24 protein-coding genes are annotated in these 26,164 nt (G+C 71.8%); 8 read left to right on the forward strand and 16 right to left on the reverse strand.

From position 1 onward, the window contains the following. Positions 1-333: 333 nt before the first annotated feature. The 6 genes from AB0424_RS18995 to AB0424_RS19020 all read right to left on the reverse strand — a co-directional run bounded on the left by AB0424_RS18995 (position 334) and on the right by AB0424_RS19020 (position 8,977). On the reverse strand, positions 334-1,344 hold the full coding sequence (locus AB0424_RS18995; protein WP_366306814.1) for a LacI family DNA-binding transcriptional regulator: 1,011 nt from the start codon (positions 1,342-1,344) through the stop codon (positions 334-336). A gap of 217 nt (positions 1,345-1,561) precedes the next feature. Continuing rightward, positions 1,562-3,601, reverse strand: a complete 2,040-nt coding sequence (locus AB0424_RS19000; RefSeq protein ID WP_366306816.1) for a glycosyl hydrolase family 28-related protein — start codon at positions 3,599-3,601, stop codon at positions 1,562-1,564. A 295-nt stretch (positions 3,602-3,896) separates the two neighbouring features. After that, positions 3,897-5,501, reverse strand: a complete 1,605-nt coding sequence (locus tag AB0424_RS19005; RefSeq protein ID WP_366306818.1) for an alpha-amylase family glycosyl hydrolase — start codon at positions 5,499-5,501, stop codon at positions 3,897-3,899. A 110-nt stretch (positions 5,502-5,611) separates the two neighbouring features. Beyond that, positions 5,612-6,487: a carbohydrate ABC transporter permease gene (locus AB0424_RS19010; protein WP_366306820.1), complete on the reverse strand. Its 876-nt coding sequence runs from the start codon at positions 6,485-6,487 to the stop codon at positions 5,612-5,614. A 16-nt stretch (positions 6,488-6,503) separates the two neighbouring features. Beyond that, on the reverse strand, positions 6,504-7,463 hold the full coding sequence (locus tag AB0424_RS19015) for a sugar ABC transporter permease (protein ID WP_366306821.1): 960 nt from the start codon (positions 7,461-7,463) through the stop codon (positions 6,504-6,506). A gap of 95 nt (positions 7,464-7,558) precedes the next feature. Beyond that, the gene (locus tag AB0424_RS19020) at positions 7,559-8,977 is read right to left on the reverse strand and encodes an extracellular solute-binding protein (protein WP_366306823.1); all 1,419 of its coding nucleotides are present in this window, start codon (positions 8,975-8,977) and stop codon (positions 7,559-7,561) included. A gap of 559 nt (positions 8,978-9,536) precedes the next feature. Here AB0424_RS19020 and htpX point away from each other — a divergent pair. From htpX to AB0424_RS19040, 4 genes are all read left to right on the forward strand, one after another. Continuing rightward, the gene (gene htpX, locus AB0424_RS19025; RefSeq protein ID WP_366306825.1) at positions 9,537-10,445 is read left to right on the forward strand and encodes a zinc metalloprotease HtpX; all 909 of its coding nucleotides are present in this window, start codon (positions 9,537-9,539) and stop codon (positions 10,443-10,445) included. A 4-nt stretch (positions 10,446-10,449) separates the two neighbouring features. After that, positions 10,450-11,124 (forward strand): hypothetical protein, encoded by a 675-nt coding sequence (locus tag AB0424_RS19030; protein WP_366306827.1) that lies wholly within the window; start codon positions 10,450-10,452, stop codon positions 11,122-11,124. Between the two features lie 107 nt (positions 11,125-11,231). Then, positions 11,232-12,677, forward strand: coding sequence for an MFS transporter (locus AB0424_RS19035; protein WP_366306829.1), 1,446 nt, complete (start codon positions 11,232-11,234; stop codon positions 12,675-12,677). A gap of 107 nt (positions 12,678-12,784) precedes the next feature. Then, positions 12,785-13,648, forward strand: coding sequence for a helix-turn-helix transcriptional regulator (locus tag AB0424_RS19040; RefSeq protein ID WP_366306831.1), 864 nt, complete (start codon positions 12,785-12,787; stop codon positions 13,646-13,648). A gap of 60 nt (positions 13,649-13,708) precedes the next feature. On the opposite strand, the gene AB0424_RS19045 is transcribed toward AB0424_RS19040, so the two are convergent. The 10 genes from AB0424_RS19045 to AB0424_RS19090 form a co-directional block, all read right to left on the reverse strand. Continuing rightward, positions 13,709-14,656 (reverse strand): 3-oxoacyl-[acyl-carrier-protein] synthase III C-terminal domain-containing protein, encoded by a 948-nt coding sequence (locus AB0424_RS19045; RefSeq protein WP_366306833.1) that lies wholly within the window; start codon positions 14,654-14,656, stop codon positions 13,709-13,711. 22 nt (positions 14,657-14,678) lie between these two features. After that, positions 14,679-15,659, reverse strand: a complete 981-nt coding sequence (locus tag AB0424_RS19050) for an aldo/keto reductase (RefSeq protein WP_366306835.1) — start codon at positions 15,657-15,659, stop codon at positions 14,679-14,681. A 10-nt stretch (positions 15,660-15,669) separates the two neighbouring features. Beyond that, positions 15,670-16,245 carry a hypothetical protein gene (locus AB0424_RS19055; protein ID WP_366306837.1) on the reverse strand — a complete coding sequence of 192 codons (576 nt, stop codon included), beginning with the start codon at positions 16,243-16,245 and terminating at the stop codon, positions 15,670-15,672. A gap of 35 nt (positions 16,246-16,280) precedes the next feature. Further along, positions 16,281-17,858 (reverse strand): FAD-dependent monooxygenase, encoded by a 1,578-nt coding sequence (locus AB0424_RS19060; protein WP_366306839.1) that lies wholly within the window; start codon positions 17,856-17,858, stop codon positions 16,281-16,283. 3 nt (positions 17,859-17,861) lie between these two features. Beyond that, on the reverse strand, positions 17,862-18,155 hold the full coding sequence (locus tag AB0424_RS19065; RefSeq protein WP_366306841.1) for a putative quinol monooxygenase: 294 nt from the start codon (positions 18,153-18,155) through the stop codon (positions 17,862-17,864). Beyond that, on the reverse strand, positions 18,152-18,865 hold the full coding sequence (locus AB0424_RS19070; RefSeq protein ID WP_366306843.1) for a histidine phosphatase family protein: 714 nt from the start codon (positions 18,863-18,865) through the stop codon (positions 18,152-18,154). The genes AB0424_RS19065 and AB0424_RS19070 overlap by 4 nt, the downstream gene beginning before the upstream one ends. A gap of 14 nt (positions 18,866-18,879) precedes the next feature. Beyond that, positions 18,880-19,113: an acyl carrier protein gene (locus tag AB0424_RS19075; RefSeq protein WP_366306845.1), complete on the reverse strand. Its 234-nt coding sequence runs from the start codon at positions 19,111-19,113 to the stop codon at positions 18,880-18,882. 105 nt (positions 19,114-19,218) lie between these two features. Next, entirely contained in the window at positions 19,219-20,220 is a 1,002-nt protein-coding gene (locus tag AB0424_RS19080; protein WP_366306847.1) for a beta-ketoacyl-ACP synthase III, read from the reverse strand. Next, positions 20,217-21,224 (reverse strand): AvrD family protein, encoded by a 1,008-nt coding sequence (locus AB0424_RS19085; protein WP_366306849.1) that lies wholly within the window; start codon positions 21,222-21,224, stop codon positions 20,217-20,219. Before AB0424_RS19085 ends, AB0424_RS19080 begins: the two co-directional genes overlap by 4 nt. A 23-nt stretch (positions 21,225-21,247) precedes the next feature. Next, on the reverse strand, positions 21,248-21,739 hold the full coding sequence (locus AB0424_RS19090) for a hotdog fold thioesterase (RefSeq protein ID WP_366306851.1): 492 nt from the start codon (positions 21,737-21,739) through the stop codon (positions 21,248-21,250). A gap of 243 nt (positions 21,740-21,982) precedes the next feature. On the opposite strand from AB0424_RS19090, the gene AB0424_RS19095 reads away from it, so the two are divergent. From AB0424_RS19095 to AB0424_RS19110, 4 genes are all read left to right on the forward strand, one after another. Continuing rightward, complete coding sequence (locus AB0424_RS19095) at positions 21,983-22,960, forward strand: aldo/keto reductase (RefSeq protein WP_366306853.1); 978 nt, start codon at positions 21,983-21,985, stop codon at positions 22,958-22,960. Between the two features lie 168 nt (positions 22,961-23,128). After that, positions 23,129-23,902 (forward strand): class I SAM-dependent methyltransferase, encoded by a 774-nt coding sequence (locus AB0424_RS19100; protein ID WP_366306855.1) that lies wholly within the window; start codon positions 23,129-23,131, stop codon positions 23,900-23,902. A 41-nt stretch (positions 23,903-23,943) separates the two neighbouring features. Beyond that, the gene (locus AB0424_RS19105) at positions 23,944-24,852 is read left to right on the forward strand and encodes a menaquinone biosynthesis protein (RefSeq protein ID WP_366306857.1); all 909 of its coding nucleotides are present in this window, start codon (positions 23,944-23,946) and stop codon (positions 24,850-24,852) included. Beyond that, the gene (locus AB0424_RS19110) at positions 24,849-26,156 is read left to right on the forward strand and encodes a cytochrome P450 (RefSeq protein ID WP_366306859.1); all 1,308 of its coding nucleotides are present in this window, start codon (positions 24,849-24,851) and stop codon (positions 26,154-26,156) included. Before AB0424_RS19105 ends, AB0424_RS19110 begins: the two co-directional genes overlap by 4 nt. Positions 26,157-26,164: the final 8 nt, after the last annotated feature.

The raw sequence follows: 26,164 nt of genomic DNA on the forward strand, positions 1-26,164 counted from the left end.
AGGACGCGCGAGGGGAACTCGGGAGAGCGTTCGACAGGTGCACGCGCCAGGAGCCCGACATGACTCCGACAAGGATCGATGACGGCTAGCTATCTTCTTGAGTAACTCTGTGACTCATTTGCGCCGCCAAGCCGCAAGGTTTCTACTGCATGACGACTTTGTCAACGGTTCTCGTCCACTTGCAAACAACCGTCAACTCCCGGAAACGCCGACGGCACCGGTATCGGAGCCGCTCGGGGCGGAGATACCGGTGCCGTCGGGTGACGTGCGGTCAGTTGTCGTGCGGGAAAAGGCGGGAGGGAAGGAATGGGGCCGTCGGCCGGGGCCGGCCGGTCAGCGGGCGGGCGGCGGGGCCGTCGAGCCGCGTACGACGAGTTCGGGCTCGAAGAGCAGCTCGCCGGGGTGCTGCTGCGTCCCCTGGATCTGGGCGCACAGCAGGTCGACCGCGGCCCGCCCCATCGCCTCGATGGGCTGACGGACGGTCGACAGCGGCGGCTCCGTGCACGTCATGAAGGCGGAGTCGTCGAAGCCGACGACGGACACGTCGGAGGGGACCTTGAGCCCCCGCCTGCGGGCGGCCCTGATCGCCCCGAGGGCGAGCGGGTCGCTGCCGCACACGAAGCCCGTCACCCCGCGGTCGAGCAGGCGCGAGGCCGCGGCCTGCCCGCCCTCCAGCGAGAAGATGGACCGCTCCACCAGTTCGTCGTCCCAGTCCAGGCCGGCCGCCTTCGCGGCCACCCTGGCGGCCTCCAGCTTGCGGCGCGACGGCACGTGGTCCTCGGGGCCGAGCACCAGGCCGATCCGCTCGTGCCCCAGGGAGGCGAGGTGCCGCCACGCCTGCTCGACGGCCACGGCGTCGTCGCAGGAGACGCAGGGGAAGTCGAGCCCCTCGATGGGGGCGTTGATGAGGACGACCGGGATGTTGCGCTCGGCGAGCCGGTAGTAGTGGTCGTGCGGGGCGTCGGCCTGCGCGAACAGGCCGCCGGCGAAGACCACACCGGAGACCTGCTGCTGGAGCAGCAGTTCCACGTAGTCGGCCTCCGACACCCCTCCCTTGGTCTGGGTGCACAGCACGGGGGTGAGCCCCTGCTGGGCGAGCGCCCCGCCGACGACCTCGGCGAACGCCGGGAAGATGGGGTTCTGCAGTTCGGGGAGGACGAGGCCGACGAGCCGGGCGCGCTCGCCGCGCAGTTGCGTCGGACGTTCGTACCCGAGGACGTCCAGCGCCGTCAGCACCGACTGACGGGTCGCCTCCGAGACCCCGGGCTTGCCATTGAGGACACGACTGACCGTCGCCTCGCTGACCCCCACCTTCTTCGCCACCTGGGCAAGTCGTCGCGTCATGCACGCAAGTCTAGCGCAAAATATGCAAGTCAATTGCGCCAATTTCCCTGAGGAAGATGACGCATGACGCAAAAACGCGGCCCGTCCGCGCGGCCCGTTTCCGGGATGTGTCCGCGACACGGCAGAACGCGTCCTCGTGCCGTGCCCTTCGGGGGCGCGGACCCTCGGCCGCGCCCCCGAAGGGCCCCTCAGGCCGTCGTACGACGGCGCAGGGGGCTCACCAGGGCGCCGGGGCCGGCGGCGCGACCACCGGCGGGCGGTCGTCGCAGGTGATGGTGTTCGGCAGCAGCCAGGGGGCGAGCCAGCCGCCGTCGTTGCCGCCGCGGTCCTCCAGCGCGAACTCCGAGCCGGTGGCGGGGAAGTTGAACGATCCGCAGTTGTTCACGCCGACGGCACCCACGTTGCGGGCGTCGACGTTCTCGAAGGTGGCGGAGCCCTTGGTGCGGGCGCTGACCACCGAGTTGCCGGTGCCGTCGACGCGGATGTCCTTGAAGTGGACCGACGGGACGGAGAAGCGGTCCTTCACCCCGTACTCGCTGACCAGCATGATCGCGTTGTGGGTGGAGTCGAGGTAGTGGTCCCCGGTGACCCGCACGTCGGCGTCGATCGAGCCGTCCAGGGCGTAGAACCAGAGCGCGCCCAGGCCGATCCGCCAGTTGAGGTCGAGCGTGCCGGCGCGGACGGTGGTGTTGTCCGTGAAGCGGAGGAAGCCGGTGAAGGGTTCGGCGCCGAAGCGGGCGCCGGCGTGCAGACCGCTGCCCTCGCGGACGGGGTCGGCGACCAGGTTGCCGCTGACCGTGGTGTCCGTTCCGCCGTAGACGGCGATGCCGTTGGCGAGGGTGGGCGACTGCACGGTGTTGCGGGTGACGGTGTTGCGGGCGTCGGCGGTCTTCTCCGACCAGAGGGCGAGACCGTCGTCGCCGCTGTTGCGGACGAAGTTGTGCGCGACGAGCGAGTCGGTGACGCCGGTGTGGAAGTTGAGCGCGTCGGCGATCTGGTCGGTGATCACGTTGTTCGTGACCCTCACGTTCCGCATGGGCCCGTCGAACCAGAGGCCGACCTTGGTGTGGTGCAGGTACAGGCCGTCGATGGTGGAGTCGCTCATCGCGCCGCCGATCGCGTTGACCTGGTCGGTGTCGACGCGCTCGCGGACGTCGCCCTCGATCGCGAAGCCGGAGAGGTGCACGTCGCGGCTGCCGCCCTCGGCGGCGCTCCTGCCGTACAGGCCGACCCCGGTGTGCCGGGAGCCGCCGGGGGCGGGTTCGGCCAGGGTGCCCTGACGGCCCTTGAGGACGGTGTGCCAGTTGCCCGCGCCGACGACGGTGACGTCGTCCACGACGATGTGCCGGTCGACCCGGAAGGTGCCCGGCGGCAGGTAGACGGGCCGGTCCGTCCTGCGGGCGAGGGCGATGGCGCGCTCGATGGCGGGGGCCGCGTCGCGGCGCCCGGTCGGGTCGGCGCCGAAGGCGCGGACGTCGATCCCGCCGCGCTCCACGTGCGGGGCGGCGACCAGTTCGGTGTCGAGGAGGTCGATCACGGTCCAGGCCGCGGCGCTGCCGGCCGGGACGGTGAGGCGGACCCGGTCGCCGGCCTGGTGGGTCCGGCCGAGGAGCAGGCGCTGCTCGTCGTAGAAGTGGGTGGGCCGGAAGGGCTTGGCGATCTCGGGCGCGGGGGTGGTGGCGGCAGGGACGCAGGCGCACTCGGCGAGCCACCAGTCCGGGTGCAGGAGGTCCGCGCCGGGGTCGTTGGTGAAGGGGTACTGGTTGTAGAGCCAGGAGAACTGCGACGTCAGCGTCATCGTGCGGCGGTGGCGTCCGTCGACGGTGACGTCGAGGGGCGCGGTGATCCCGCCGCCGCCCGCGGCGTCCGGGATGCTGTAGCGGACGGTCAGGGCGTTGGCGGCGCGGGGCAGGGTGAACTCGACGTACTGCCCGGGTACCAGGCGGACCGCCTTCCGCCCCGACGCCTCCGACGGGAGGGTGTACGCGGTGCGGTCCGGGCCGATGACGGTGCCGGTGGTGCGGGCGTTCTCCGCCTCCTGCTCGTCGAAGGCGACGGCGGCGCCGCGGCCCGCGACCAGGGACGGGTCGAGCCCGGCCCGGGTGACGACGGGGCCGGCGGCGGACGTGCGGTCGGGATCGGCGGGCGAGGCGGCGGCGATGCCGTCGGCCGCCTGGCCGAGGCAGAGGAGGGCGCAGGCGACGGCGGTGGCTCTCGCGCCGTTGCGTACGCGTGAGGGAACGCGGCTGGGGATCATCTCGGCTCGCTTCTCTGCTGGGGAGGGGTGGTGACGACCGGACTCCGGGCAGGCCGATGGCGGCCTGCCCGGAGTCCGTGCTTCTCGCTGGGACGGGAGGCCCTGCTCCCGGCCCCCCACGGATCGGGAACAGGGCGTCCGTCCTGGCCGGGTCAGGGTCCCGGCCGCGACCACCGCGCGGCGCGGCCGACGGAGTCGGCGTTGAGCGGCCTCGGCCGCGCGGTGGGGTCCGGCGGCGGGCCGCCGGGAGCGCTCCCGTGCTCCGCGCACGGTGTCTCCGGGGCGGCCCGCGGGTTCAGGACCGCAGCCAGACGGCCGTGTCCCGGGGGAGGGAGCCGTCGGGGTCGAGCGGGCCGCTGGCGAGGAGCAGCTCCTCGTGGGCGGGGAGCGCGACGGAGCCGCCGGAGAGGTTGACCGCGCAGATCAGGCCGTCGGTGCGGGTGAAGGCGAGGACGCCGTCCCCGGCGGGGAGCCAGGTGAGGGGGCCGTCGCCGAACCCGGCCACGGTGCGCCGGAGTTCGAGCGCGGTGCGGTAGAGGCTGAGCATGGAGCCGGGGTCGGCGGACTGCCGGTCGACGGCGTAGCGGGCCCAGTCGTCGGGCTGCGGCAGCCACGGGTCGTCGCCCGCGCCGAAGCCGTACGAGGGTGCCTCGGCCTCCCAGGGCAGGGGTACCCGGCAGCCGTCGCGGCCGGGGTCGGTGCCGCCGGAGCGGAAGTGCATGGGGTCCTGGATGCGGTCGCGCGGGATGTCGGCCTCGGGCAGGCCCAGTTCCTCGCCCTGGTAGAGGTAGACGGAGCCGGGCAGGGCGAGGGTGAGCAGGGCGGCGGCGCGGGCGCGGCGGTCGCCGAGCTCCAGGTCGGTGGGGGTGCCGAACGCCTTCGTGGCGAAGTCGAAGGCGGTGTCGGTGCGTCCGTACCGGGTCACGGTGCGGGTGACGTCGTGGTTGCAGAGGACCCAGGTGGCGGGAGCGTGGACGGGGGCGTGCTCGGCGAGCGTGTCGTCGATGGTGGCGCGGAGCCGTGCGGGCTCCCAGGGACAGGCGAGGAAGTTGAAGTTGAAGGCGGTGTGGAGCTCGTCGGCGCGGAGGTAGCGGGCGAAGCGCTCGGCGTCGGGGAGCCAGACCTCGCCGACGAAGACGCCGTCGTACTCGTCGGCTATCGCCCGCCAGGAGCGGTAGACGTCGTGGATCTCGTCCTGGTCGATGTACGGGTGGGGGTCGACGCCCTCGACGAAGTCCCGCAGGTCGGGGTCCTTGGTGAGCAGGGCGGCGGAGTCGATGCGCACGCCGGCGACGCCGCGGGCGAACCAGAAGCGCAGCACGTCCTCGTGCTCGCGGCGGACGTCGGGGTGGGACCAGTTGAGGTCGGGCTGCTCGGGGGTGAAGAGGTGGAGGTACCACTCGCCGTCCGGGACGCGGGTCCAGGTGTTGCCGGAGAACTGCGAGGGCCAGTCGTTGGGCGGGAGTTCGCCGTTCTCGCCGCGGCCGGGGCGGAAGTGGAAGCGGGCCCGCTCCGGGCTGCCGGGGCCGGCGGCGAGGGCGGCCCTGAACCAGGCGTGCCGGTCGGAGACGTGGTTGGGCACGATGTCGACGATGACGCGCAGGCCGAGTGCGGCGGCCTCGGCGATGAGCTTCTCGGCCTCGTCGAGGGTGCCGAAGGCGGGGTCGATGGCGCGGTAGTCGGCGACGTCGTAGCCACCGTCGATCATCGGTGAGGCGTACCAGGGGGTGAACCAGACGGCGTCGACGCCGAGTTCGGCGAGGTGGGGCAGTCTCGCCCGGACGCCCGCGAGGTCCCCGGTGCCGTCGCCGTCGCCGTCGGCGAAGCTGCGCGGGTAGACCTGGTAGATGACGGCGTCGCGCCACCAGTCGGCGGTGCGGGACGAAGTGGGGGCTGCCACGTGACGGTCCTTTCGGGCAGGGAGGGGTACTTCGCCGCCGCGCCGGACAAGCGGGGTCAGGATGGGCCCGGGGCGGCGGCGAAGGCTTCAGGGGAAGGGCGGGGAGGGCGTCAGCCCTTGAGGCTGCCCGCGGCCAGGCCGCCCATGATGTTCCGCTGGAAGATCAGGAAGACGATGAGGGTCGGCAGCGAGGCGATGGTGAGGGCGGCGATGAGGATGTTGACCGGGACCCCGTTGGAGAGCGAGTAGATGCCCACGTTGAGCGTCTGCTTGGCGGGGTCGGGCAGGGTCAGCATCGGCCAGAGGAAGTCCTTCCAGACGCCGACCACGGCGAAGATCGAGACCACCCCGAGGATGGGCCGGGAGATCGGCAGGACGATCGACCACAGGACGCGCATCGGGCTCGCGCCGTCGATCGACGCGGCGTCGAGGAGGTCCTTCGGGATGGAGTCGAAGAACCGCTTCAGCAGGAAGATGTTGAAGGCGTTGGTGACGGACGGCAGCCAGATCGCCCACGGGGTGTTGAGCAGGTTGCGCTCGACGATCGGCACGTCGAGGACGGTGAGGTACTGCGGGACGATGAGGACGGTCGCCGGGATCATCAGGGTGGCGAGCATCATGCCGAGGATGGCCTTGCCCAGCACGGGCCGCAGCTTCGACAGCGAGTAGGCAGCGGCCACGTCGAGGACGAGCTGGAAGGCGAGGGCGCCGAAGGCGTAGTAGAAGGTGTTGAACAGCAGGGAGGAGAGGTCCATGACCTCCCAGGCGCGGCTGTAGTTCTCGGGCGTGAAGCTCTCCGGCACCAGGGTCGGCGGGGTCCGGACGACTTCCTGGGTGTCCTTGAAACCGCTGGAGACCAGCCAGTACAGGGGGCCGAGGAACACCGCGGTGAAGCCGCCGACGACCAGGGCGAAGGCGCCCCAGTAGAGGCGCTTGCCGCGCGGTTTGGCGAGGACGGCCGGCGAGATGAGCGTACGTGTGGACATGGCTGTTCCCCCGGCCCTACTCGTCCTCGGCGCGGCTGAGCTTGACGTACGCCGCCGAGAACCCGGCGAGCAGTACGAGAAGGAGCAGTCCGAGAGCCGCCGCGGCACCGTAGTTGTTGAAGTTGAAGGCGTACTGGTAGATGAGGTAGACGACGGTGGTGGTCGATCCCTCCGGTCCGGCGCCGCCGGTGAGCAGGAAGGGTTCGACGAAGACCTGCATGGTCGCGATGACCTGCATGAGCAGCATCAGCGACAGGATGAGGCGGGTCTGCGGGATCGTGACGTGCCAGATCTTGCGGAGCAGGCCCGCGCCGTCGAGCTCCGCCGCCTCGTACAGCTCGCCGGGGATGCCCTGGAGCGCGGCGAGGTAGATCAGGGTGGCCCCGCCCATGTTCATCCAGGTCGAGGCGATGACCAGGGAGAGCATCGCGGTGTCGGCGTCCTGGAGCCACTGCTGCTCGGGCAGGTGCAGGAAGCGGAGCAGCTCGTTGAGGAGGCCGTAGCCCGGGTCGTACAGGTACTGGAAGAGCAGCACGGCGGCGACCGGGGGAAGCATGACGGGCAGGTAGACCAGGAGCCGCAGGTACCCCTTGCCGTGGCGGAACTCGTTGATGGTGAGGGCGAGGACGAAGGGCACGGCGAAGCCGAGGACCAGGGCGAGGGCGGTGTACCAGAGCGTGTTGCCCCACGCCTGCCAGAAGGCCGGGTCGTTGAAGACGGTCTTGAAGTTGTCCCAGCCGACCCAGACCGTCCTGCCGCTCTCGGTCTTCTGGAAGGCCAGGAGGAACTCGCGGACCATCGGGTACCAGGAGAAGAGGGCGAAGCAGACGACGGCTCCGATGAGGAAGGCGTGGGCCGTCAGATTGCGCCGCAGGTTCCTGGCGAGGGCGCCGCCCGGGGCAGGGGGGCCGCCTCGGTCCGGCTGGGAGTGGCGGGAAGGCCGCGCCTTGCTCGGGGTGATGCTCGGGGCCGACATTCGTGCTCCTTGGTACGGGACTGCCGTGTCTGCTGCCGTGCCGGGGGTGCCGGGCGGGGCGGGGAGGGGAGGACGCCCCGCCCCGCCCGGTTCCGTCACTGGTTGGCCAGGACCTGGTTGACCTGGGACTCGGCGGTCGAGAGGAGCTTGTCGACGTCGGCGTCCTTGTTGGTGAGGATGCCGGACATCACGTTGTCCAGGACCTTGTAGATCTCCTGGGCCTTCGGCGGCTCGGCCTTGCCGGCGACCGGGTTGTCCATGAACGCCTTGAAGTTGGCGACCGGCATGGTGGCGTTGGCCGTCCGCGACGCGTCGTCGGTCTTCTTCGAGTCGTTCAGCCAGAAGTTGGGCTGCGGAAGTCCGACGGGGAGGTCGTCGGACTTGGTGCGCGCCCAGTCGAACTGGCCCTTGCCGACCGTGGTGAACTTGAAGTTCAGCCAGGCGATGCCGGCCTTGACCTTGTCCGGGGAGATGCCCTTCTTGATCATGTAGCCGTTGCCGCCGGCGAGGGTGTTCTTGCCGCCGGGGATCGGGCCCATGCCGAAGTTGTCGTACTTGGCGCCCAGCTGCTGGACCATGTACGTGATGTCGTCGGGGGCGGCGAGGAACATGCCGAGCTTGTCGGTGGCTATCTGCTTCTGCAGGTCGCCCCACTGGAGGAGCTGGGTCTTGCCCATGCTGTCGTCCTCCCAGCGCATCGCGTGGAGGTTCTTGGCGAGCTGCTTGCCGAGCTCGCCGTTGAAGGCCGCCTTCTTGCCGCTCGCGTCCACCACGTCGCCGCCGAGGCTGTACATCTGCGCGGTGAAGTGCCAGCCGCCCGTGTTGCCCGCGCTGTACTCGCCGAAGCCGGCGACGCCGTTGCCGAGGCCCGCGATCTTCTTCGCGGCCGCCCGGACCTCGTCCCAGGTGCGCGGCGGGGCGTCGGGGTTCAGGCCGGCGTCCTTGAAGAGCTTGCGGTTGATCAGCAGGCCCATGGTGTAGTTGCTGGTGGGCAGGCCGTAGAGCTTGCCGTCCTTCTTGAGGGTGCCGAGGACGTTGGGGTCGATGTCCTTCAGACCGGGGACCGTCTTGTCGCTGACGTACGCGGAGATGTCCGTGGCGCCGTCCTCGGACAGGACCTGCGGCAGGTCCGTGAAGTAGGTGTAGAAGACGTCCGGCTGCGACTTGGCCTTGAGCATCGCGGTGAAGCGCGGCGGCTCCAGACACTGTCCGGGGGTCGACCGGCCCTCGATCGTGACGTTCGGGTAGATCTTGTTGAAGGCGGCGACGTCCTCCTTCCACTCCTTGAGCTCCGCCGCCTTCGCCGCCGGGGGCATGCAGTCGATCGTGATCGAGACCTTGGTCTTCGGGTCCAGCGGGGCGGAGGCGTCGGCCGAGCCGGTCGCCTGCGACGTACCGCCACCCTCGTTGTCGCTGCTGCTCGTGCCGCAGGCCGCGAGCGCGGTCAGCGTCATGGCGGAGACGAGGGTGACCGCGCTGGCGCGGCGGGTACGGCGGAACCTGGCACTTCTCATCGGGTGGTCCCCTTCGGGCAAGAGCGTGGAGGTGGCCCCACCGTCGGTCGGCGTCTGCGTTGTGGGGCGCGGCACACTCAACCACCCCCAACAAGTGAACGCAAGATATCGCGCTGATTTCGTAATTGCTCGACAATCAGGGCCTGTGCCGGCATCCACCCGCCCTCATCGCACCTGTCCGCGGGGGCACCCACCCCGGCACGCCTTCCCGCGATACAGCAGCGCCAACCGGACCGACACCTTCCCCTACGTCCCCACGCTCCCGCATGTGCAAATTTTGCAACGGATCTTCGACTTCTTCCGTCGCCGCTGCGATGTCGATCCCTCCGGGTCCGGCCACCGGACCGGGGGCCCCTCCCCGGTCCACCCGGGCCGCACCGGGCGGCCCGCGCCGGTACGGTTCGCGAACGCACGAGCACCGGAGCGCACTCCCCCGGCAGGCGGCCTCGTCCGGAGGGCGGCCGGCACCGGCCGTCCGCCCGTTCCGCCGCGCGGGGGCGCACACTGGCAGGAGGGAGCGGGAAGCCGGTCCCGCCCAGGCGCGGAAGGGGGTGCGGGAATGCCCACCTCGACCCGCTCGCGCTACGCCCCGGACCGGGGCCTCACGGCCCGCATGGCGACGACGATGTTCCTGATCGGACTGCTGTACGTGGTCTTCGTCGGCGTCCTGATGGTGCTGCTGCGCGGGTCCTGGCCCATCGTCCTGCTGGTCGCGGGCGCGCTGTTCGTCGGACAGTTCTGGTTCAGCGACCGGATCGCCGCGCTGGGGATGGGCGCGCGCGAAGTGACCCGCGAGCAGGCGCCGGAGCTGCACGGCACCGTGGACCGGATCTGCGCCCTGGCCGACATGCCGAAGCCGAAGGTGGCGATCGCCGAGAGCGACGTGCCGAACGCCTTCGCCACCGGCCGCGGCGAGAAGACGGCCCTGGTCTGCGTCACCACCGGCCTGCTGCGCCGCCTGGAGCCGGAGGAGCTGGAGGGCGTCCTCGCGCACGAGATGTCGCACGTGGCGCACCGGGACGTCGCCGTCATGACCGTGGCGTCCTTCCTCGGCGTGCTCGCCGGGATGATGACGCGGGTGGTGCTCTACAGCGGTCTCGGGCGCAGCCGGGACGCCACCATGGGCGCCGCGGTGATCCTCGTGCCCGTCGTCAGCGCGGCCGTCTACGTCGTCAGCTTCCTGCTCACCCGGGTGCTGTCCCGCTACCGCGAGCTGGCCGCCGACCGGGCCGCCGCGCTCCTCACCGGCCGGCCGTCGGCGCTGGCCTCCGCGCTCACCAAGGTGAGCGGCGAGATGGCCCGCATCCCGACGAGGGACCTGCGCAAGGCGGAGCCGTACAACGCCTTCTGGTTCGCGCCCGCCTTCTCCTCCAAGGAGAGCCTGGGCCGGCTGCTCTCCACCCACCCCACCCTGGAGCAGCGGCTCGACCAGCTGGCGCGGATCTCGGCCGGACTCGGCGAGGTGTGACGGCGTGGGCCTCCTGGACGGCATCCTGGGGCGCGGCCGGCCGGTCCGGCCCGACCTGGACCGCCTCTTCGGCCTCCCGGCCGCCGCGCTCACCCTCCAGGCGGGTACCGGCTTCGCACCGGCCGGCGCGGCGTCGGTGTGCTTCGCCGCGGTGGAGGGCGGCGCCTTCGCCCGCCTGAAGGAGGACGTACGGGACCTGCTCGACGTGGCGGTGACGGCGGGGCCCGAGGAGGGGCCGGAAGAGGGGCCGGACAACAACGGGGACGCGGCACCGGGGGCGTACCCCGTGACCTACGCCTCGGACGCGTACGGCTACACCTGGCTGACCGTCCGGCGGCCCGCCGAGGACCTGATCTCGCTGGTCAACGACCTGCACGCGGTGCACTCGCTCCTGGAGGAGGCCGGTTTCGGCGCGAACCTGCTCTGCTCCCTCACCGCGTTCCGCGCACCGGTGACCGGCCCGGAACCCGACCGGCGCCGCGCGCGCGACCTCGCCCTCGTGTACCTCTGCAAGCGCGGCACGTTCTACCCCTTCGCGCCGCTCGCGGACGGCGCCGAGGCCCGCGACAACGCCCTCGAACTCCAGGTGCGGGGCCTGCTGAAGGGCGAGCTCGCGATGGAGGGGGACCTGGAGCGCTGGTTCCCGCTCTGGGGCGCCCCCGGACTCGGCCCCGGCTGACGGCCGAACCGGACCCTCACGAGGGTGTCACCGGCAGTACCACCCTCGGCTGTGGTGGCCCCAGGCAAGGGCTGGCTGGTCTTCCCGGCTCCGATCAGGGTGGAGCCATGACTAGCGTTGAAACCGCGCAGACGAACGTCGCGGCATCGGGAGCCGTGCGGATGAGCGGCCGCCAGACGGCGGCTCTCGTCGTCCTCCTGGCGTCCCAGTTCATGATGGCCGCAGACTTCTCCGTACTGAACGTGGCTCTCCCTGAGGTCGGGGTCTCCCTCGGCTTCTCGACGGGAAGCCTGCAATGGATCACGACGATGTTCGCGCTGACCGCCGCGGGCTGCACCCTCGTCTTCGGCCGGGTCGGCGACTTCGTCGGCCGGCGGCGCATCTTCATGGGCGGCATGGTCGTCCTGGCCGTCTCGTCGCTGCTCGGCGGCGTCGCCGGCAGCCCGGCGATGCTGCTGGTGGCCCGCACCCTCCAGGGCCTGGCCACCGCGGCGGTCACCCCGGCCGCGCTCGCACTGCTCACCACCGCCTTCACCGAGCCCACGCTGCGCGCCCGTGCCCTGGGGCTGAACAGCATCATGATGAGCGGCGGGTTCAGCGTCGGCGCCATTCTGGGCGGCGTGCTGACCGACGTCCTCTCCTGGCGCTGGGCCTTCTTCATCAACATCCCCGTGGCCCTCGCCGCCCTCGTGGTGGTGCCCCTGGTCGTGGAGGAGAGCCGGGCCGAGCGGCGCAGCCGCATCGACGTGCCCGGTGCGGTGCTGATCACCCTGGGCATGTTCGCCGGCATCTACGGCGTCACCCGCGTCGGCGAGGAGGGACTGGACGCCGTCGCCGGTCTCTCCCTGGCCGCCGCCGCCGTCCTGCTCGGCGCCTTCTGGGCCGTGGAGAGCCGTACCGCCGACGCCCTGGTCCCGGTGAAGATCCTCAAGAAGCCGGACATGGCCTTCGGCAACCTGGCCGCCCTCTTCATCTTCGGCGGCGAGACCGCGCTGATCTTCTTCACCGGTCTCTACGTGCAGAACGTCCTCGGGCTGTCGTCCATGACCGCGGGACTCGTGCTCCTGGGCATCGGCGTCGGGCAGATCATCGCCGGTGTGGTCGGCCCCCGCATCCTGCAGAAGGTGCCGCCGCACTCGCTGCTCGGGATCGCACTGTTCTTCCAGGGAGCCTTCATGCTGTTCGGCGTGTGGGCCTCGGCCGACTCCTCCTGGCTGATCCCGCTGATCGCCACCCAGTTCGTCAACGCCTTCTTCTCGATGCTCGCCGCGCTCTGCTTCATGGTGATCGCCACCTCGTCGGCCGACGCCGACGCGCAGGGCATGGCGACGGGCATGGCCACGCAGAGCCAGCAGGTCGGCATCGCCATCGGCATCCCGCTGGTCAGCGCGGTCTTCGCCGGCGTCATCGGGCAGGGGCCCGTGACGGCCGCCGAGGAACTCACCGGCATCCACACCGCGATCGGCGTGACCGGCACGGTACAGGTCGTGGTCGGCCTCGTGCTGTGGCTCGTGCTGCGCGCCCGCTCCCCCAGGACGACGACGACCGTCTGATTCCCCCGCGCGGTCGTCGTCCGCGGCCGGTGAGCGGAGTCTCCGCTCACCGGCCGCTTGCTGCCATGAGCCCGGTGCCGATTGCCATCGCGCCGGGGCTCTTCATAATGAGAGAGGTGGACCAGATCATGAACGCGGACCTCGGCAGTTACCTTCGGCAGATGCGTGAGCGCGTCCGGCCCGAGCAGAGAGGACTGCGCTCGGGCGGCGCGCGCCGGGTCCCGGGCCTGCGCCGCGAGGAGGTGGCGACCCTCGCCGGGGTCAGCCAGACCTACTACACCAGGCTGGAGCAGTCGCACACCGCGCACGCCTCGCCGCAGGTGCTGCTCTCCATCGCCCGGGCGCTGGAGCTGAACAGCGACGAGCAGGACTACCTGCTCAAGATCGGGTCGCCCGAGCAGCCCGGGCGGAACAAGCCCCGGGACGGGCAGCTCGCCGCCCCGACCCGCATGCTCCTGGAGACGCTCGACTCCGTCGCCGCGGCGGTGCTCAACTACCGCTGCGACCTCGTCGGCTGGAACCCGCTGTTCCACTCGCTGTTCGCGCCGCACCTCGACTTCGACCTCGTCGACGACCCGGTCCGGCGCCCCAACATCATCAAGATGAACTTCCTGGACGACGAGGTGCGGTCGCTCTACGCCGACTGGCGAACGGAGTCCGAGGCGAACGTCGCCTATCTGCGCTTCATCTCCGGAAGCCACCGCCACGACCCCGAGCTGGCCGCCCTCATCGGCGAACTCACCATCCACAGTGCCGAGTTCGGTGCGCTGTGGTGTCGCCAGGACGTGGCCAACTGCGTGGAGGGCACGAAGCTCTTCGACCATCCCGTGGTCGGTGAACTGGAGTTGATGTACCAGTCCGCGCAACTCCCGGACGGCAACATCCTGAAGTTCTACCACGCCGAGCCCGACTCGCCGCACGAGGCGTCGCTCCGGCTGCTGCGGGTGGACCTGGAGTCCCACGCCGGCTGAGCACGGCGAAGGGGCCCGGCCGGTGGACACCGGCCGGGCCCCTTCGTCTTCGCGGGCGCGTCACACGTGGCGCAGCGCCGTGACGCCCCAGGTGAAGCCGGAGCCCCCGGTCGCCACGATCACCAGGTCACCGCTGCGGACACGGTCGCCGTCCTCCAGCTCACGGAGCGCCTGGAAGGGATCGGAACCGCCGAGGTGCCCGTCCAGGTGGTACTGGAAGACGCTCCGGCTCTCCGGCACCCCGAGCTCCGCGAGGTACTTTCGCTGCGTGTCCTGGTTGCCGTGTGTCACCAGGAAGTGGGCGACGTCGTCCACGGTCGCGCCGATCTCGGCGAGCACGCGGTGCGTGAGGCCGGTGAAGTTGGCCAGGAACGCCTCCCCCAGGCCGTCGAGCCGGTCCCCGCGCTCCACCTTCACGTCGCCGTCCCGGAGCACCCCGAAGTAGGAGTCGACCCACTGGGGCTCGGTGCGGTGCGCGGCGGCCGGCACCTCGTACCGGCCCTGCTCCGACAGCAGGACCGCGGTCGCGCCGTCCGCGAAGTTGAACAGCTCGAAGTACCCGGTCGAGTAGTCCACCAGCCGGCTGAGCCGGTCGGAGACGATCACCAGCGCGTGCCGGTGCGCACCGGACCGGACCTGCTCGTCCGCCAGCTTGACCGCGACCATGCCGGCGTTGCAGAAGTTGGAGACCTCGAAGCAGTGCGCGTTCTCGATGCCGAGTTCCCCGGCGATCTTCGCGGCGGGCGACCAGAAGGGGGCGCCCCAGTCGGCGCCGCCCGCGTAGATCACCAGGCCGATCTCGTCGAGCGGCACCGGCGTGCGCCGGAAGAGGTCGCGCGCGGCGTCGATGCCCAGGCCCCACGGCGTCTCGTCGTCGGCGAGCACCGAGAAGGTCCCCGACGGCAGGACCTGCGCCAGCTTCTCGGGGGTGTACCCCGAGGCCCGGCTCACCTCGGCGACGGTGCGCCTGCCGCGCGGCCGCGCCAGGGCGTAGTCGGCTATTCCCATGTCACATCCACCTGTTCCACGATCAGACGTATTCGACGACGGCGTGCGGTACGTACGGTGCTTCGAGCCGTGCGGTCTCGGCGGCGTCCAGTTCCAGGCCGAGGGCGGCCACGGCGTCCGTGAGGTGGTGCGGACGGGTCGCCCCCACCACGGGAGCGGTGATGCCGGGCCGCCCCAGCATCCAGGCGAGGGCCACCTGGGCCATGGGGACGCCGCGTTCGGCGGCGATCTCCGCGACCGCGGCGGCGACCTCCCGGTCGGCCCGCTCGGTGGGGCCGTAGAAGCGGTCCTGGATCGGGTCGCCCGCGGTGCGCCGTGACTCCGTGTCCCAGGGCCGCGCGAGACGGCCCCGGGCCAGCGGGCTCCACGGCGTCACCCCCACGCCCTCCTCGCGGCAGAACGGGAGCATGTCCCGCTCCTCCTCCCGGTTGAGGAGGTTGTAGTGGTTCTGCATGCTCACGAACCGCGTCCAGCCGTGCAGGTCGGCGACGTACTGCGCCTTCGCCAGCTGCCAGGCGTGCATGGAGGAGGCGCCGATGTAGCGGACCTTCCCGGCGCGCACGACGTCGTGCAGCGCCTCCATCGTCTCCTCCACGGGGGTGTCGTAGTCCCAGCGGTGGACGATGTAGAGGTCGACGTAGTCCGTGCCCAGGCGCCGCAGGCTGGCGTCCAGTTCACGGTGGATCGCCGACCTCGACAGCCCTCCGGAGAGGGGGTTGTCGTCCATCTTCTCGTACACCTTGGTCGCGACGACGACGTCCTCGCGGCGCGTCAGCTTCCGCAGCGCGCGACCGAGGAACTCCTCGCTGGTGCCCAGCGAGTAGATGTTCGCGGTGTCGAAGAAGTTGATGCCGAGGTCGAGCGCCTGGGCGATGTGGGGAAGGCTCTCGTCCTCGCCCAGCGACCAGGGGTGGGTCCCCAGTCCCGGCTCGCCGTAGCTCATGCATCCGAGGGCCAGGCGGGACACTTTCAGGCCGGAGGACCCCAGCCGGACGTACTGCACGTCGCTCCCCTCAGGCCGAGTCGCCCTGGGCGGCGTCCCGGACCTCGGTCAGCCGGCCCCAGGAGGCGATGCCCTCGTCGATCGGGATGTCGAGGCTGGCCAGGTACATCGCGGTCATGGCGCTGTGCCCCGCGAGGTGGGTGATCTCCGCGATCTCGTTCTGGGAGTAGAAGGCGCGCAGGGCGAAGAAGGTCTCCGCACTGGCCTTGTGGTCCTCCATGCACTCGCTGACGTACCGGACCAGGGCCGCGCGCTCGGGCGGCAGCTGGGCGTAGTCGGCCTCCTCGATCGCCTTGATCTCCAGGTCGTCCAGGCCGGCCTTCCGCGCGAGCGGGTAGTGCAGGAACCGCTCGAACTCGCTGTCGCGCAGGTGGGCCACGCGCAGGACGACGACCTCGCGGTCGAGCAGACCGAGCAGGCCGACGGTGAAGGTCCCGCCGAGGGCGAGGTGGGCCGCGGCCGAGTTCTTGGTGAGCAGCAGGGCCCTGGTGAGGTTGGACTGGAACTTCTCGTAGACGGCGAGCTGTTCGGGGGTCATGTCGTCGACCTCGGTCAGGACGACGCGGGGTGCGGTGGTGTCGGTCATGGTGTGCTCCTTCTGCGGGTGGGGTGGAGGGTGGTTCAGACGGCCGTGCGCAGCGCGGCCGGGACGTCGGGTCCGATGCTGCGCCGGCTCAGCGCCTCGGCGACGGCCCGGACGGTGTGCGCGGGCCGGTGGACGTCGAGGGGCACGGCCGCGTCGAGGTGGCCGTCGGGGCGCACCAGCAGGGCGTGTGCCGTCCGGGGAAGCCGGGGCAGCAGCGGACCGGTCGGGCGTCCGCCGAGGTCGTGCACGGTCGCCGCGGACAGCTCGCCGCGCAGCGAGCCGACCAGGGAGACCCAGGCGTCGTGGCCGTACTGGTGTCCCGGCCAGAGCAGCACGGTGTACCGGTGCACGGCCAGGACCGGGACGCCGCCCGCGTCGAGCCAGCCGAGCGGCACCCGTGCGCCGGGGGCGAGCGTGCTGCCGCGCTGCCGTGCGCCGTAGTGGGTGTCCAGTTGGGCGAGGCGGGGGGCGAGCACCTTCTCCAGCGCGCGGGTGCCGCTTCCCACGCGGTAGGCGAGGTCGCGGGCCAGCGTCCGGCCGCGGTCGGAGTACAACCCGATGCGGGCGAGGCGGGTCGACAGGTTCGCCACCGCGTCGACGGCGGGCCGCCGTTCGGTGTCGTAGGTGGCGAGGAGGTCGGCCGGGTAGTCGCCGCGCAGGACGCCCGCCAGCTTCCAGCCGAGGTTGACGGCGTCCTGGATGCCGGTGTTCACGCCCTGGGCTCCCGAGGGGCTCATGGCGTGGGCGGCGTCGCCGACGAGGAAGACGCGGCCCTTGGCGTAGCGGCCGGCCGATCGGACGTGCGCGGTGAAGACGCCGCTGAACTTCATCTCGCCGAGCCGGCGGTTCCCGGGGACCCGCTCCGCGAGCAGCGTCTCGAAGAAGGACCGGTCGGGCCGGTCGCCCGTCCAGCCGTCGGGGACGCTGGCGCCGACCCGGAAGATCCCGTCCCCCAGCGGGGCGAGCACCATGTTGCCGCCGCGGGTCAGGTAGTAGGCCGCCTCGCTGCTGGTGGTCTCCCCGAGGATCTCGGCGTCGGTGATCGCGAGCCGGGTGCGCAGGGTGCGCCCGGCGAACGCGAAGCCGAACGCCTCGCGCACGGTGCTCCTGTGGCCGTCCGCGCCGACGACGTAGTCGTAGGTGCGGGACTCCCGGCGGCCGTCGGGGAGGCGCAGGTCGCAGTGGACCCCGTCCCGGTCCTGGGTGCCCTCGACGAAGGTGGTGTCGTAGGCGACGGCGCCGCCCAGCTCGGCGAGGTGGCTCTCCAGGACCTGCTCGGTCCGCCACTGCGGGATGGTGATGGCGAAGGGGTACGCCACACCGCGCAGCCGGTCGAACCGGACCAGGCCGATCATCTTCTTCTGCGAGTAGTAGTTCATCTGGTCGAAGTAGTGGCCGCTGTCGACCAGCTTCCGTCCGACGCCCACCCGGTCCAGGAGTTCCAGGACGCGCGGCCACAGGATGGTGGCGCGGGAGTGCGGGCTCTCCCGGCGCAGCTCGGAGATGATGTCCACCCGCACGCCGTGGGTCAGCAGTTCGCAGGCGAGCACCATGCCGACGGGCCCGGCGCCGACGATCAGGACGCGCGGCTGCTCTCGTGTCTCGTCGTCCATGGCTCAGACGTCGAGGGGGCGCAGCCGGTGCACGGCCGGCGCGGCGGTGTAGGCGCCGTCGACCCGGGTGAGGAACTCCGCCACGTACGGCTGCTTCATGTGCAGGTCGATGGCGTCCTGGTCGGCCCACTCCTCGACGAGCACGACGGAGTTCGGGTGGTCCGCCGAGAGCAGGGCGTCGAAGCGGAGGGCGCCCTCCTCGGTGCGGGTGGCCTCGCACAGCTCGCGGAAGGCGGCCTGGGTGGCCTGGAAACGGTCGGGTTCCACGTCGAAGACGACGGTGATCTCGATGCTCATGGTCTCGGTGCTTTCTCGTGGTCGGGTCGGTCGGATACGAGGCCGTCGAGGGCGACGGAGGGGCCGCCGGGATCGGCTTCGGGGGTGACGTCGGGTTCGCAGTCCCGCGCGGGGACCCCGCCGGCCCGGAGCGCGGCGCGCGGCCCGCCCTCCGGGGGCCACTCGATGTCGAGGCACGTCGCGGCGCAGGTGGCGACGAGCGGGCGGGCGCCGGGCGCCCCGCCCGTGAGGGCGAGCCCCAGCAGGTTCACGACGCCGCCGTGGGTGACGACCAGCACCGCTCCGCCGGTCCCCCGCTCCGCCCGCGCGATGTCGCCGAGGGCGCGGGCCGCGCGGGAGAGCACGGCACGCCCGCTCTCGCCGCCGTCCGGGGCGTAGTCGAGGTCGTCGAGGAGTCTGCGCAGGGTGCGGGGGTGCTCCCGTGCGAAGGCGGCGCGGTCCCGGCCGTCGAGGTCGCCGAGGTGCCGCTCGCGCAGCCCGTGGACGAGGTGGTGCGGCACCCGGAGGCGGCTCGCCGCGTACGAGGCCGTCTCCACCGCACGGGTCAGCGGGGAGGAGTAGACCGCCGACCAGGCGCCGGGGCTCAGGGTCTCGGCGACCTGCCGCGCCTGGCGCCCGCCGGCCTCGTTGAGCGGCACGTCGGCCTGTCCCTGGAAGAGGTCGGCGGTGTTGCGGTCGGTCTCTCCGTGCCGGAGCAGGACGATGCGCACGGTGGTTCCGGTGCTCAGACCGCGGCGGGCGCGGTGTCGTCGAGGCGCGCGACGACCTCGGCGGCCTCCTCGACGGTCTGCCGGGAGTTCAGCACGCCCTCCTCTATGGAGACGCCCAGGCGCTTCTCCAGGATGAGGGAGATCTCCAGCAGGGCCAGCGAGTCCACCTCGACGTCCTCCAGCACGGTCGTCCGGGTGGCGTCCTCGGCGGGGACGTCGAACTTGCCGGTGAGGATTTCGATGATCATCGTTGCGACGGAGCCGGACATGGGATGCCTCGTTTCTGTGGGAGGTGTGGGTGCCGTGGGGGGTGGCGGTGGGGGGAGAGCGGGAAGCCCGGTGGGGGCGGGGAGTCAGGAGGGGGGCAGGTCGGGCCAGGTCACGGTCGCGGACCCCCAGGTCGCGCCTCCGCCGAAGGCGGTCAGCAGCACGCGGTCGCCCGTCCGGAGTTCGCCCTCGGCCATGCCGTGCGCCAGGGCGAGCGGGATGGACGCCGCCGAGGTGTTGCCCACCCGGTCGATGTTGATCACACAGCGCTCGGGCGGCAGGCCGAGCTGCTCCGCGACGGCGTGCAGGATGCGGGTGTTCGCCTGGTGGCCCACGAGCCGGTCGACCTGCTCGACGTCCCAGCCGGTCCGGGCCAGGGTGGCGCGGGAGGACTGCGTCATGCGGCGCACCGCCGCGTGGAAGACCGACTTGCCCTCCATCTGGAACCAGCGGTGCTCCTCGCGCGGTTCCTCGCCGCCGACGCGTTCCTCGGCGCCGCCGCCGCGCACCGTGATCAGGTCCGCCATGGTGCCGTCGCTGGCCAGCTGGACGTCGTGCACGGCCCCCGGCTCGTCCGCCCGGCCGGGCCGGAGCAGCACGGCGCCGGCGCCGTCGCCGAAGATGACCGACGTGGTCCGGTCGGTCGGGCTGAGCAGGGTGCTGAACGCCTCGGCGCCGATGACCAGGACGCGTTCGGCGTACCCGGCCAGCACCGCGGCGGCACCGGCCTGCAGCGCGTACAGGAAGCCGGAGCAGACCGCGGCCACGTCGTACGCCGGCACCTCGCCGAGCCCCAGCTTGGCGGCGACGGTGGGCGCGGTGGCGGGACAGGGCCGGTCAGGGCTGGTCGTCGCGACGATGACGAGGTCGGCCGTGTCCTCGCCGGCGTTCTTCAGCGCCCGTCGGCCGGCCTCGGCCGCCAGGTCACTGGTGGTGACACCGGCCTCGACCACGTGGCGCTGCGCGATGCCGGTCCGGCTGCGGATCCAGGCGTCCGACGTGTCGAACCGCTCGGCCAGTTCGTCGTTGGTCACGACGCGGGCCGGCACGTGGCCTCCCACGCCGGCGATCACTGCTGCTGGGGTCATGGGGCGACGTGGCCTTCCGGGAGCTGGTGGGCGACCGCGGAGCGCACCGTCAGGCCGGGCAGCTCACCGGTGATGTCGAGGGTGCGCCACGTCTCGCCGCGCATCCGGTGCACCTGCGCCTCCTCCAGCGCGGCCTCGACCGTGAGGTCGGTGTCGCCGCGGTCGGGGCGCGAGGCGGTGAGGGTGGTCTGCCGCATCCACAGCGTGTTGCTGTCCTGGCGGCGCATGCCGTCGAGGTCGTACAGCATGATCTGGGCGAGCTGGAGCACCGTCACGAACGCGTCGATCATCGAGACGGAGGGCTGGAAGGCGCCTTCGAGTCCCGCGCGGGGAACGGTGGCGTCGTCCTGGGCGAGGGTGAGCGCGGAGCTCGCCCGCAGCCGCTCCGGGTCGACGTCGACCCGGCGGATGTGCTGGGTGCGCCGGGTGAATCCGGTGCCGAAGTAGCGTTCGCCCGCCGGGCCGAGGAGCGCGTCGAGCGCCGTGCCGGCCTGCTCGGCGGCGAGGGTGCACGCCGAGGAGTGCTCCACCTCCAGGCGGACCCGCATCGTGCCGATCGCGCAGTCCACTCGGGACACGGACCTGCCGGGCGTCCGCGGGACCGGCTCGGTCCCCCGCACGGTGGCCTCGGCCCGCAGGCCGTCCAGGTCCTCCTGGGGCGCGGATCCGGCCGAGAGCCTGACCGAGCGCAGCCAGGCGTCCCGCAGGTCCGCGCCGGGCCCGCCCAGGCAGGCTTCGGCCAGCTGGGCCGCGATCACGATGCCGTCGACGGTGCTGAAGTGGGGGCGCAGGTCCGAGCCGGCCTTCTTCTTCGACCAGTCGGCGGGGTAGCGGACGCCGACGCTCGTGCTCGCCGTCGTCGTGCCCTGGGGGCCGCGGGCCAGCCGGACGTCGCCGATGTCGTAGGCGACCCGGCGGAAGCCCCGGCCGAAGAAACGTCCGCCGGCGGGTCCGAGGAGGTCGTCGATGGACTCCGCTCTCGGTGGTGCTGAACTCGTATTCATGGGTGCTCCGTTCGCAGCGTGGGTCACGGGGTGGCGCGGCCGGGGGCGCCGGCCGTCCGCGGTGCCGCTCCTTTGCCGGCTCGGTCGCGTGGCCGTCGTGGCTTGCGGCGCCGGATGGCGCAGGTGAGGCGGGCGGTGCAGACGCGGTGGTCCAGTTCGTCGCGGATGCTGATCTCGTAGGTGGCCATCGACATCCGCTCGGCGAGCGGTGTGCAGATTCCACGGAGAATTCCCGAGGAGACCCACCGGTGGTGCACACAGGACAGATCTATTCCCACCGCGTTTCCACCGGGTCCGGCGTAGAGGAAGGCGGCGACGGATCCCAGGGTCTCCGCGAAGGCGGCGTTCGCCCCGCCGTGCAGAATGCCGAGGGGCTGGCGATTCCTCGCCACCGGCATGGTTCCCACCACGAGCCCCGGTTCGCATGTGACGATCTCGATTCCCATGCGCCGTGTCAATTGTTCGGTCTCGTACGCCTCGTTGATGGGTATGGGACCGAGGGTCTCTTTCGGCATCGGGTGCTCCAGTTTCTCCGACCGGATCGGCGTGCCAGGAAAATTAGAACAGTGCGATTCGGGATCAGGAAGCGAGTGGCCGCTTGATGACACGCGGGCCGGGGAAGGCGCCGGTGGGAGCGGCCCTTTCGTGGCAGATAGCTGCCAGCGGCTCCGCCATCGGACCGTCGCGGCCGGGGCGGGCAGTAGATTCCCTCCCTGTCCGGCCGCCCGACCGGCCCGCAGGAGAGAGAAGAGTTTCCCGTGCAGAAGGTTTCGATCGGCACTCTCGAAACGTCCCGGATCGGTCTGGGAGCCATGTCGATGTCCGATTACTACACAGGCGCGCGCAGTGACGACGCGGAGGCCAGGCGGACCGTGCGCCGGGCCCTGGACCTGGGCATGGGCTTCATCGACACGGCCGAGATCTACGGGCCCTTCGTCAACGAGGAACTCGTCGGGGAAGCCGTCCGGGGCCGCCGCTCCGAGGCGGTCATCGCCACCAAGTTCGGGCTCGTCTCGCACGCCGGCGCGGGCGCCGACACCATCGACAGCTCCCCGGCGAACGTGCGCGCCGCCGTGGAGGGATCGCTGCGGCGTCTGGGGACGGACTACATCGACCTCCTGTTCCAGCACCGGGTCGACCCGGACACGCCCATCGAGGACACGGTGGGCGCGATGGCGGAGCTGGTGGCGGAGGGGAAGGTCCGCGCCATCGGGCTCTCCGAGGCGGGCCTGGACACGGTGCGCCGCGCGCACGCGGTCCACCCCCTCGCCGCCCTCCAGATCGAGTACTCGATCTGGACCCGCGAGCCCACCGAGACCCTGCTCCCGGCCCTGCGCGCGCTCGGTATCGGCGTCGTCGCCTACTCACCCCTGGGACGGGGCTTCCTTACCGGGGCGATCCGGAGCCGCGAGGTCCTGGACGAGAAGGATTTCCGGCTGTCCACTCCCCGTTTCCGCGACGGCAATTTCGAGGAGAACCTCAAGTTCGCGGACGAGGTCGCGGCCGTCGCCGCGGAGATCGAGGCGACCCCGGCCCAGGTGGCGCTCGCATGGATCCTCGCGAAGGGCGACGACATCGTGCCCATTCCGGGGACGAAGCGCGTCGCCCGGGTGACCGAGAACGCCGCCGCAGCGTCGATCGCCCTCTCCGCCGACCACGTCCGCCGGCTCGACCTCATCAGCCCGCCCGCAGGCGAGCGGTACGCCGCGGGAGATCTCTCCCGCACCGGAATCTGACGGATTCCATCCGGGTGATCGGCGGGATATCGACGCTCCACCCCCTGCCCGTTTCCCCTGCGGAACGGGCGACCGGCAGCTAATTGCCAGAATCCATTCCCGCGGAAATTTCCTTCCGCTCTCCCCGTATCTTCTCCCGGAGAACATCCCCCCTCACAAAGGATTCCCGTGGAGAAGTACGGCCAGACGCTGTTCACGCTCGACTCCGCCGAGGAGGCGCGGCTCGCGCTCCTCGCGGAGGTGTTCGACCCGCTGTGCCGCGAGACGCTGCGCGACCTGGTGATAGCCCCCGACGCCCGGTGCCTCGAAGTGGGCGCCGGCTCGGGGTCGGTCGCCTCCTGGCTCTGCACGGAGGCGCGGGAGGGCGAGGTCGTCGCGACCGACATCGACCCCGCCCTGCTCGACCGGATCGAGCACCCGCGGCTGCGCGCGCTGCGCCACGACGTCACCACCGACCCCTTCCCCGAGGACTCGTTCGACCTGGTCCACGCCCGGCTGGTGCTCAGTCACCTGCCGCAGCGCGACGACGTGATGCGCCGCATCCACGGTTGGCTGCGCCCCGGCGGCTTCGTGCTGATCGAGTCCTTCTGCTGGTTCCCGATCGACAGCTCGCCGCATCCCCTCTACCGCAAGGTCATGGGCGCGTGGAGCGACCTGATCTGCGGCACGCTGGGGACGGACAGCTGGTGGTCCCGCAGCCAGCCCGCCTCCTTCGCCGGCTACGGCTACCGCGACGTGGGGGCGCGCACCCACACCCAGAACGTGCGCGGCGGCACGCCGCTCGCCGACTTCTGGCGGCTGACCGTCCACATGTCGCACCGGCGTCTCGTCGACGGCGGCCATGCGACGGAGGACGAACTCCAGCACTTCTACGCGCTGTTGGCGGACCCGGACTTCTGGGACCTGACGCCCGCCCTGATCCAGTCGTGGGGCCGCAAGTAGGCCGGGCTCCCGCCATCCGCTCACGACACCAGGAGTCCACCGTGTCCTTCCCCGCCGTCACGGCGCGACCGGGCGCCCTCGACGCACCCCGCGTCGGCCTGATCTCCTTCCTGAACTGCCGCCCCCTGCTGTGGGGCCTGCGCCGGACGGGATCGCTGCCCGGCATCAGACTGCTCAGCGCGGAGCTCGCCGGAGAGCGACTGGTCTCCGGCGAGCTGGACATGGGGCCGATCTCCCTGGCCGAGTACCTGCGGCACACCGACGACCTGCTGCTCCTGCCCGGCCTGGCCATCGCCGCCGAAGGCGCCGTCATGTCCTGCAACATCGTCAGCCCCGGCCCCCTGGACACGCTCCGCTCTCCCCGCGTGGGCCTCACGTCGACCAGCCGGACGACCGCCCTGCTGGCCCGGATCCTGCTGGAGGACGTCGTCGGCCTGTCCCCCGCCTACTTCACCGGGCCGCCGGACCCCGCGGCCCTGCTGGAGGCGGGGGACGCGGCCGTCGTGATCGGCGACCCCGCCCTGCGCGCCTTCTTCGACGGTCACGCCGACGCCTGGCCGCACGGCCCCTGGCCGACCGAGGAGAAGCCGTGGGTCCACGACACCGCGGCACTGTGGACGGGGTGGACCGGGCTGCCCATGGTCTTCGCGGTGTGGGCGGTACGCCGGGAGTACGCGCGCCGCCGCCCCGAGGCGGTCGCCGACGCCCTCCACCGCCTCCTGCACGCCCGCGACCTGGCGCTCGGGGCGCTCGGCGAGGTGGCCGAGCGGGCGGCGGAGGCGTCGGGCTTCACCCGCGGCCAACTGGAGCTCTACTACCGCACGCTGCGGTACGACCTCGATCCCCGCTGCCTCCTCGGGCTCGCCCGGTTCGCCGATCTGGCGGCCGCCCGGGGCGAGGTCCCCGCCCGCAGGGACGTGGAGCTGTTCGACGCCGGAGCGGGCCGGTGAACCGCGACGCGTCGTGCCCGCGCTCCACGGGCGACCCGGCCGCGACGGCGCGCGGTCTCCTCGACCCGGCGGCCCGGCCCCACCCGTATCCGTACTACGACGAGATCCGGGCGGCGGAGCCGGTGTGGATGGAGGGCGAGCACCCCGTGGTCGTCCTCGCCTCCCACGAGGCGTGCTCCGACGTCCTGCGCGACCCCCGGGCCAGCAACGACCGCGCCCACGCCCTCATGTACCGGCCGCGGGGGAACGGGGAGGCCCACGACGGCGGACCGCGGGCGGAGCTGCCGTCCTTCCTGTTCTCCGATCCGCCCCGGCACACCGTCCTGCGCCGCCTGACCGCCGGGGACTTCACGCCCCGGGCGGTCCGGCGGCTCACCCCGATGGTCAAGGACCTGGTCGACGGGCTGATCGACGACATGGCCGAGGCGGTCGCCCGCGGCTCCGTCGTCGACGGCGTCGGCGCCTTCGCCTCCCCGCTCCCCGTCACCGTCATCTGCCGGGTGCTGGGCATCGACACCGGCGAACGCGACTGGTACCGCACGCGGTCGTCGCTGCTCGGGCGCGCCGTCGACCCCTACATGGCGTTCCTGGGCACGCCCGCGCCGGGAGCGGACGAGCGGCTGCGGGCGGAGCGTGAACTGACCCTGTTCTTCTCCCGGTTGGCTGCGGAGCGGCGGGCAGAGCCCCGCGACGACGTGATGTCCCGGCTCCTCGACGCCCGCGTCGACGGCCGGCCGCTCTCCGACGAGGAGATCGTGACCACGTGCCGTCTGCTGCTGAACGCCGGGCACGAGACGACGGTCAACCTCCTCGCCAACGGCCTGTACGCCCTGCTGCGGCGGCCGCAGGAGCTGGCGGCGCTGCGCGAGGACCCCGCGACCGCCCCCCGGCTCGTCGAGGAGCTGCTTCGCCTCGAAGCACCCCTGCAGATCGTGCACCGCCACGCGCGGGAGGACATGGAGGTACGCGGTACGCGGATCGCGCGGGGCACCACGATGGTGCTGCTCCTCGGCGGGGCCAACCGCGACGCCGACGTCTTCTCCTGCCCGCACCGGCTGAGCGCCGACCGCCCCGAGGCGGGCCGGCACCTGTCGTTCGGGCTCGGCACGCACTACTGCCTCGGGGCACCTCTGGGGCGGCTGGAGGCGGAGCTCGCCTTCGTCCGGTTCGCCCAGCGGGTCACCGCTCCCCGACTCGTCGACGAGGAGCTCGACTTCCGGCCGCACGTCGTGCTGCGCGGCCCCGAGACGCTGCCCCTGCGGGCGGCGTCCGTACTCCCCCGCGACCTGCCCTGGGGGGTGTGACCGGGCAC

The organism is Streptomyces sp. NPDC051180, assembly GCF_040689545.1.
In the GTDB taxonomy this organism is placed as follows: Bacteria; Actinomycetota; Actinomycetes; order Streptomycetales; family Streptomycetaceae; genus Streptomyces.

What these genes read in the sequence shown, in the direction of transcription:
- AB0424_RS19045 (WP_366306833.1), bottom strand. Translation starts at nt 14,656, where the DNA reads ATGGGAATAGCCGACTACGCCCTGGCGCGGCCGCGCGGCAGGCGCACC.
- AB0424_RS19060 (WP_366306839.1), bottom strand. Translation starts at nt 17,858, where the DNA reads ATGGACGACGAGACACGAGAGCAGCCGCGCGTCCTGATCGTCGGCGCC.
- AB0424_RS19085 (WP_366306849.1), bottom strand. Translation starts at nt 21,224, where the DNA reads ATGAATACGAGTTCAGCACCACCGAGAGCGGAGTCCATCGACGACCTC.
- AB0424_RS19080 (WP_366306847.1), bottom strand. Translation starts at nt 20,220, where the DNA reads ATGACCCCAGCAGCAGTGATCGCCGGCGTGGGAGGCCACGTGCCGGCC.
- AB0424_RS19020 (WP_366306823.1), bottom strand. Translation starts at nt 8,977, where the DNA reads ATGAGAAGTGCCAGGTTCCGCCGTACCCGCCGCGCCAGCGCGGTCACC.
- AB0424_RS19035 (WP_366306829.1), top strand. Translation starts at nt 11,232, where the DNA reads ATGACTAGCGTTGAAACCGCGCAGACGAACGTCGCGGCATCGGGAGCC.
- AB0424_RS19090 (WP_366306851.1), bottom strand. Translation starts at nt 21,739, where the DNA reads ATGCCGAAAGAGACCCTCGGTCCCATACCCATCAACGAGGCGTACGAG.
- AB0424_RS19040 (WP_366306831.1), top strand. Translation starts at nt 12,785, where the DNA reads ATGAGAGAGGTGGACCAGATCATGAACGCGGACCTCGGCAGTTACCTT.
- AB0424_RS19055 (WP_366306837.1), bottom strand. Translation starts at nt 16,245, where the DNA reads ATGACCGACACCACCGCACCCCGCGTCGTCCTGACCGAGGTCGACGAC.
- AB0424_RS19000 (WP_366306816.1), bottom strand. Translation starts at nt 3,601, where the DNA reads ATGATCCCCAGCCGCGTTCCCTCACGCGTACGCAACGGCGCGAGAGCC.
- AB0424_RS19015 (WP_366306821.1), bottom strand. Translation starts at nt 7,463, where the DNA reads ATGTCGGCCCCGAGCATCACCCCGAGCAAGGCGCGGCCTTCCCGCCAC.
- AB0424_RS18995 (WP_366306814.1), bottom strand. Translation starts at nt 1,344, where the DNA reads ATGACGCGACGACTTGCCCAGGTGGCGAAGAAGGTGGGGGTCAGCGAG.
- htpX (WP_366306825.1), top strand. Translation starts at nt 9,537, where the DNA reads ATGCCCACCTCGACCCGCTCGCGCTACGCCCCGGACCGGGGCCTCACG.
- AB0424_RS19065 (WP_366306841.1), bottom strand. Translation starts at nt 18,155, where the DNA reads ATGAGCATCGAGATCACCGTCGTCTTCGACGTGGAACCCGACCGTTTC.
- AB0424_RS19075 (WP_366306845.1), bottom strand. Translation starts at nt 19,113, where the DNA reads ATGATCATCGAAATCCTCACCGGCAAGTTCGACGTCCCCGCCGAGGAC.
- AB0424_RS19010 (WP_366306820.1), bottom strand. Translation starts at nt 6,487, where the DNA reads ATGTCCACACGTACGCTCATCTCGCCGGCCGTCCTCGCCAAACCGCGC.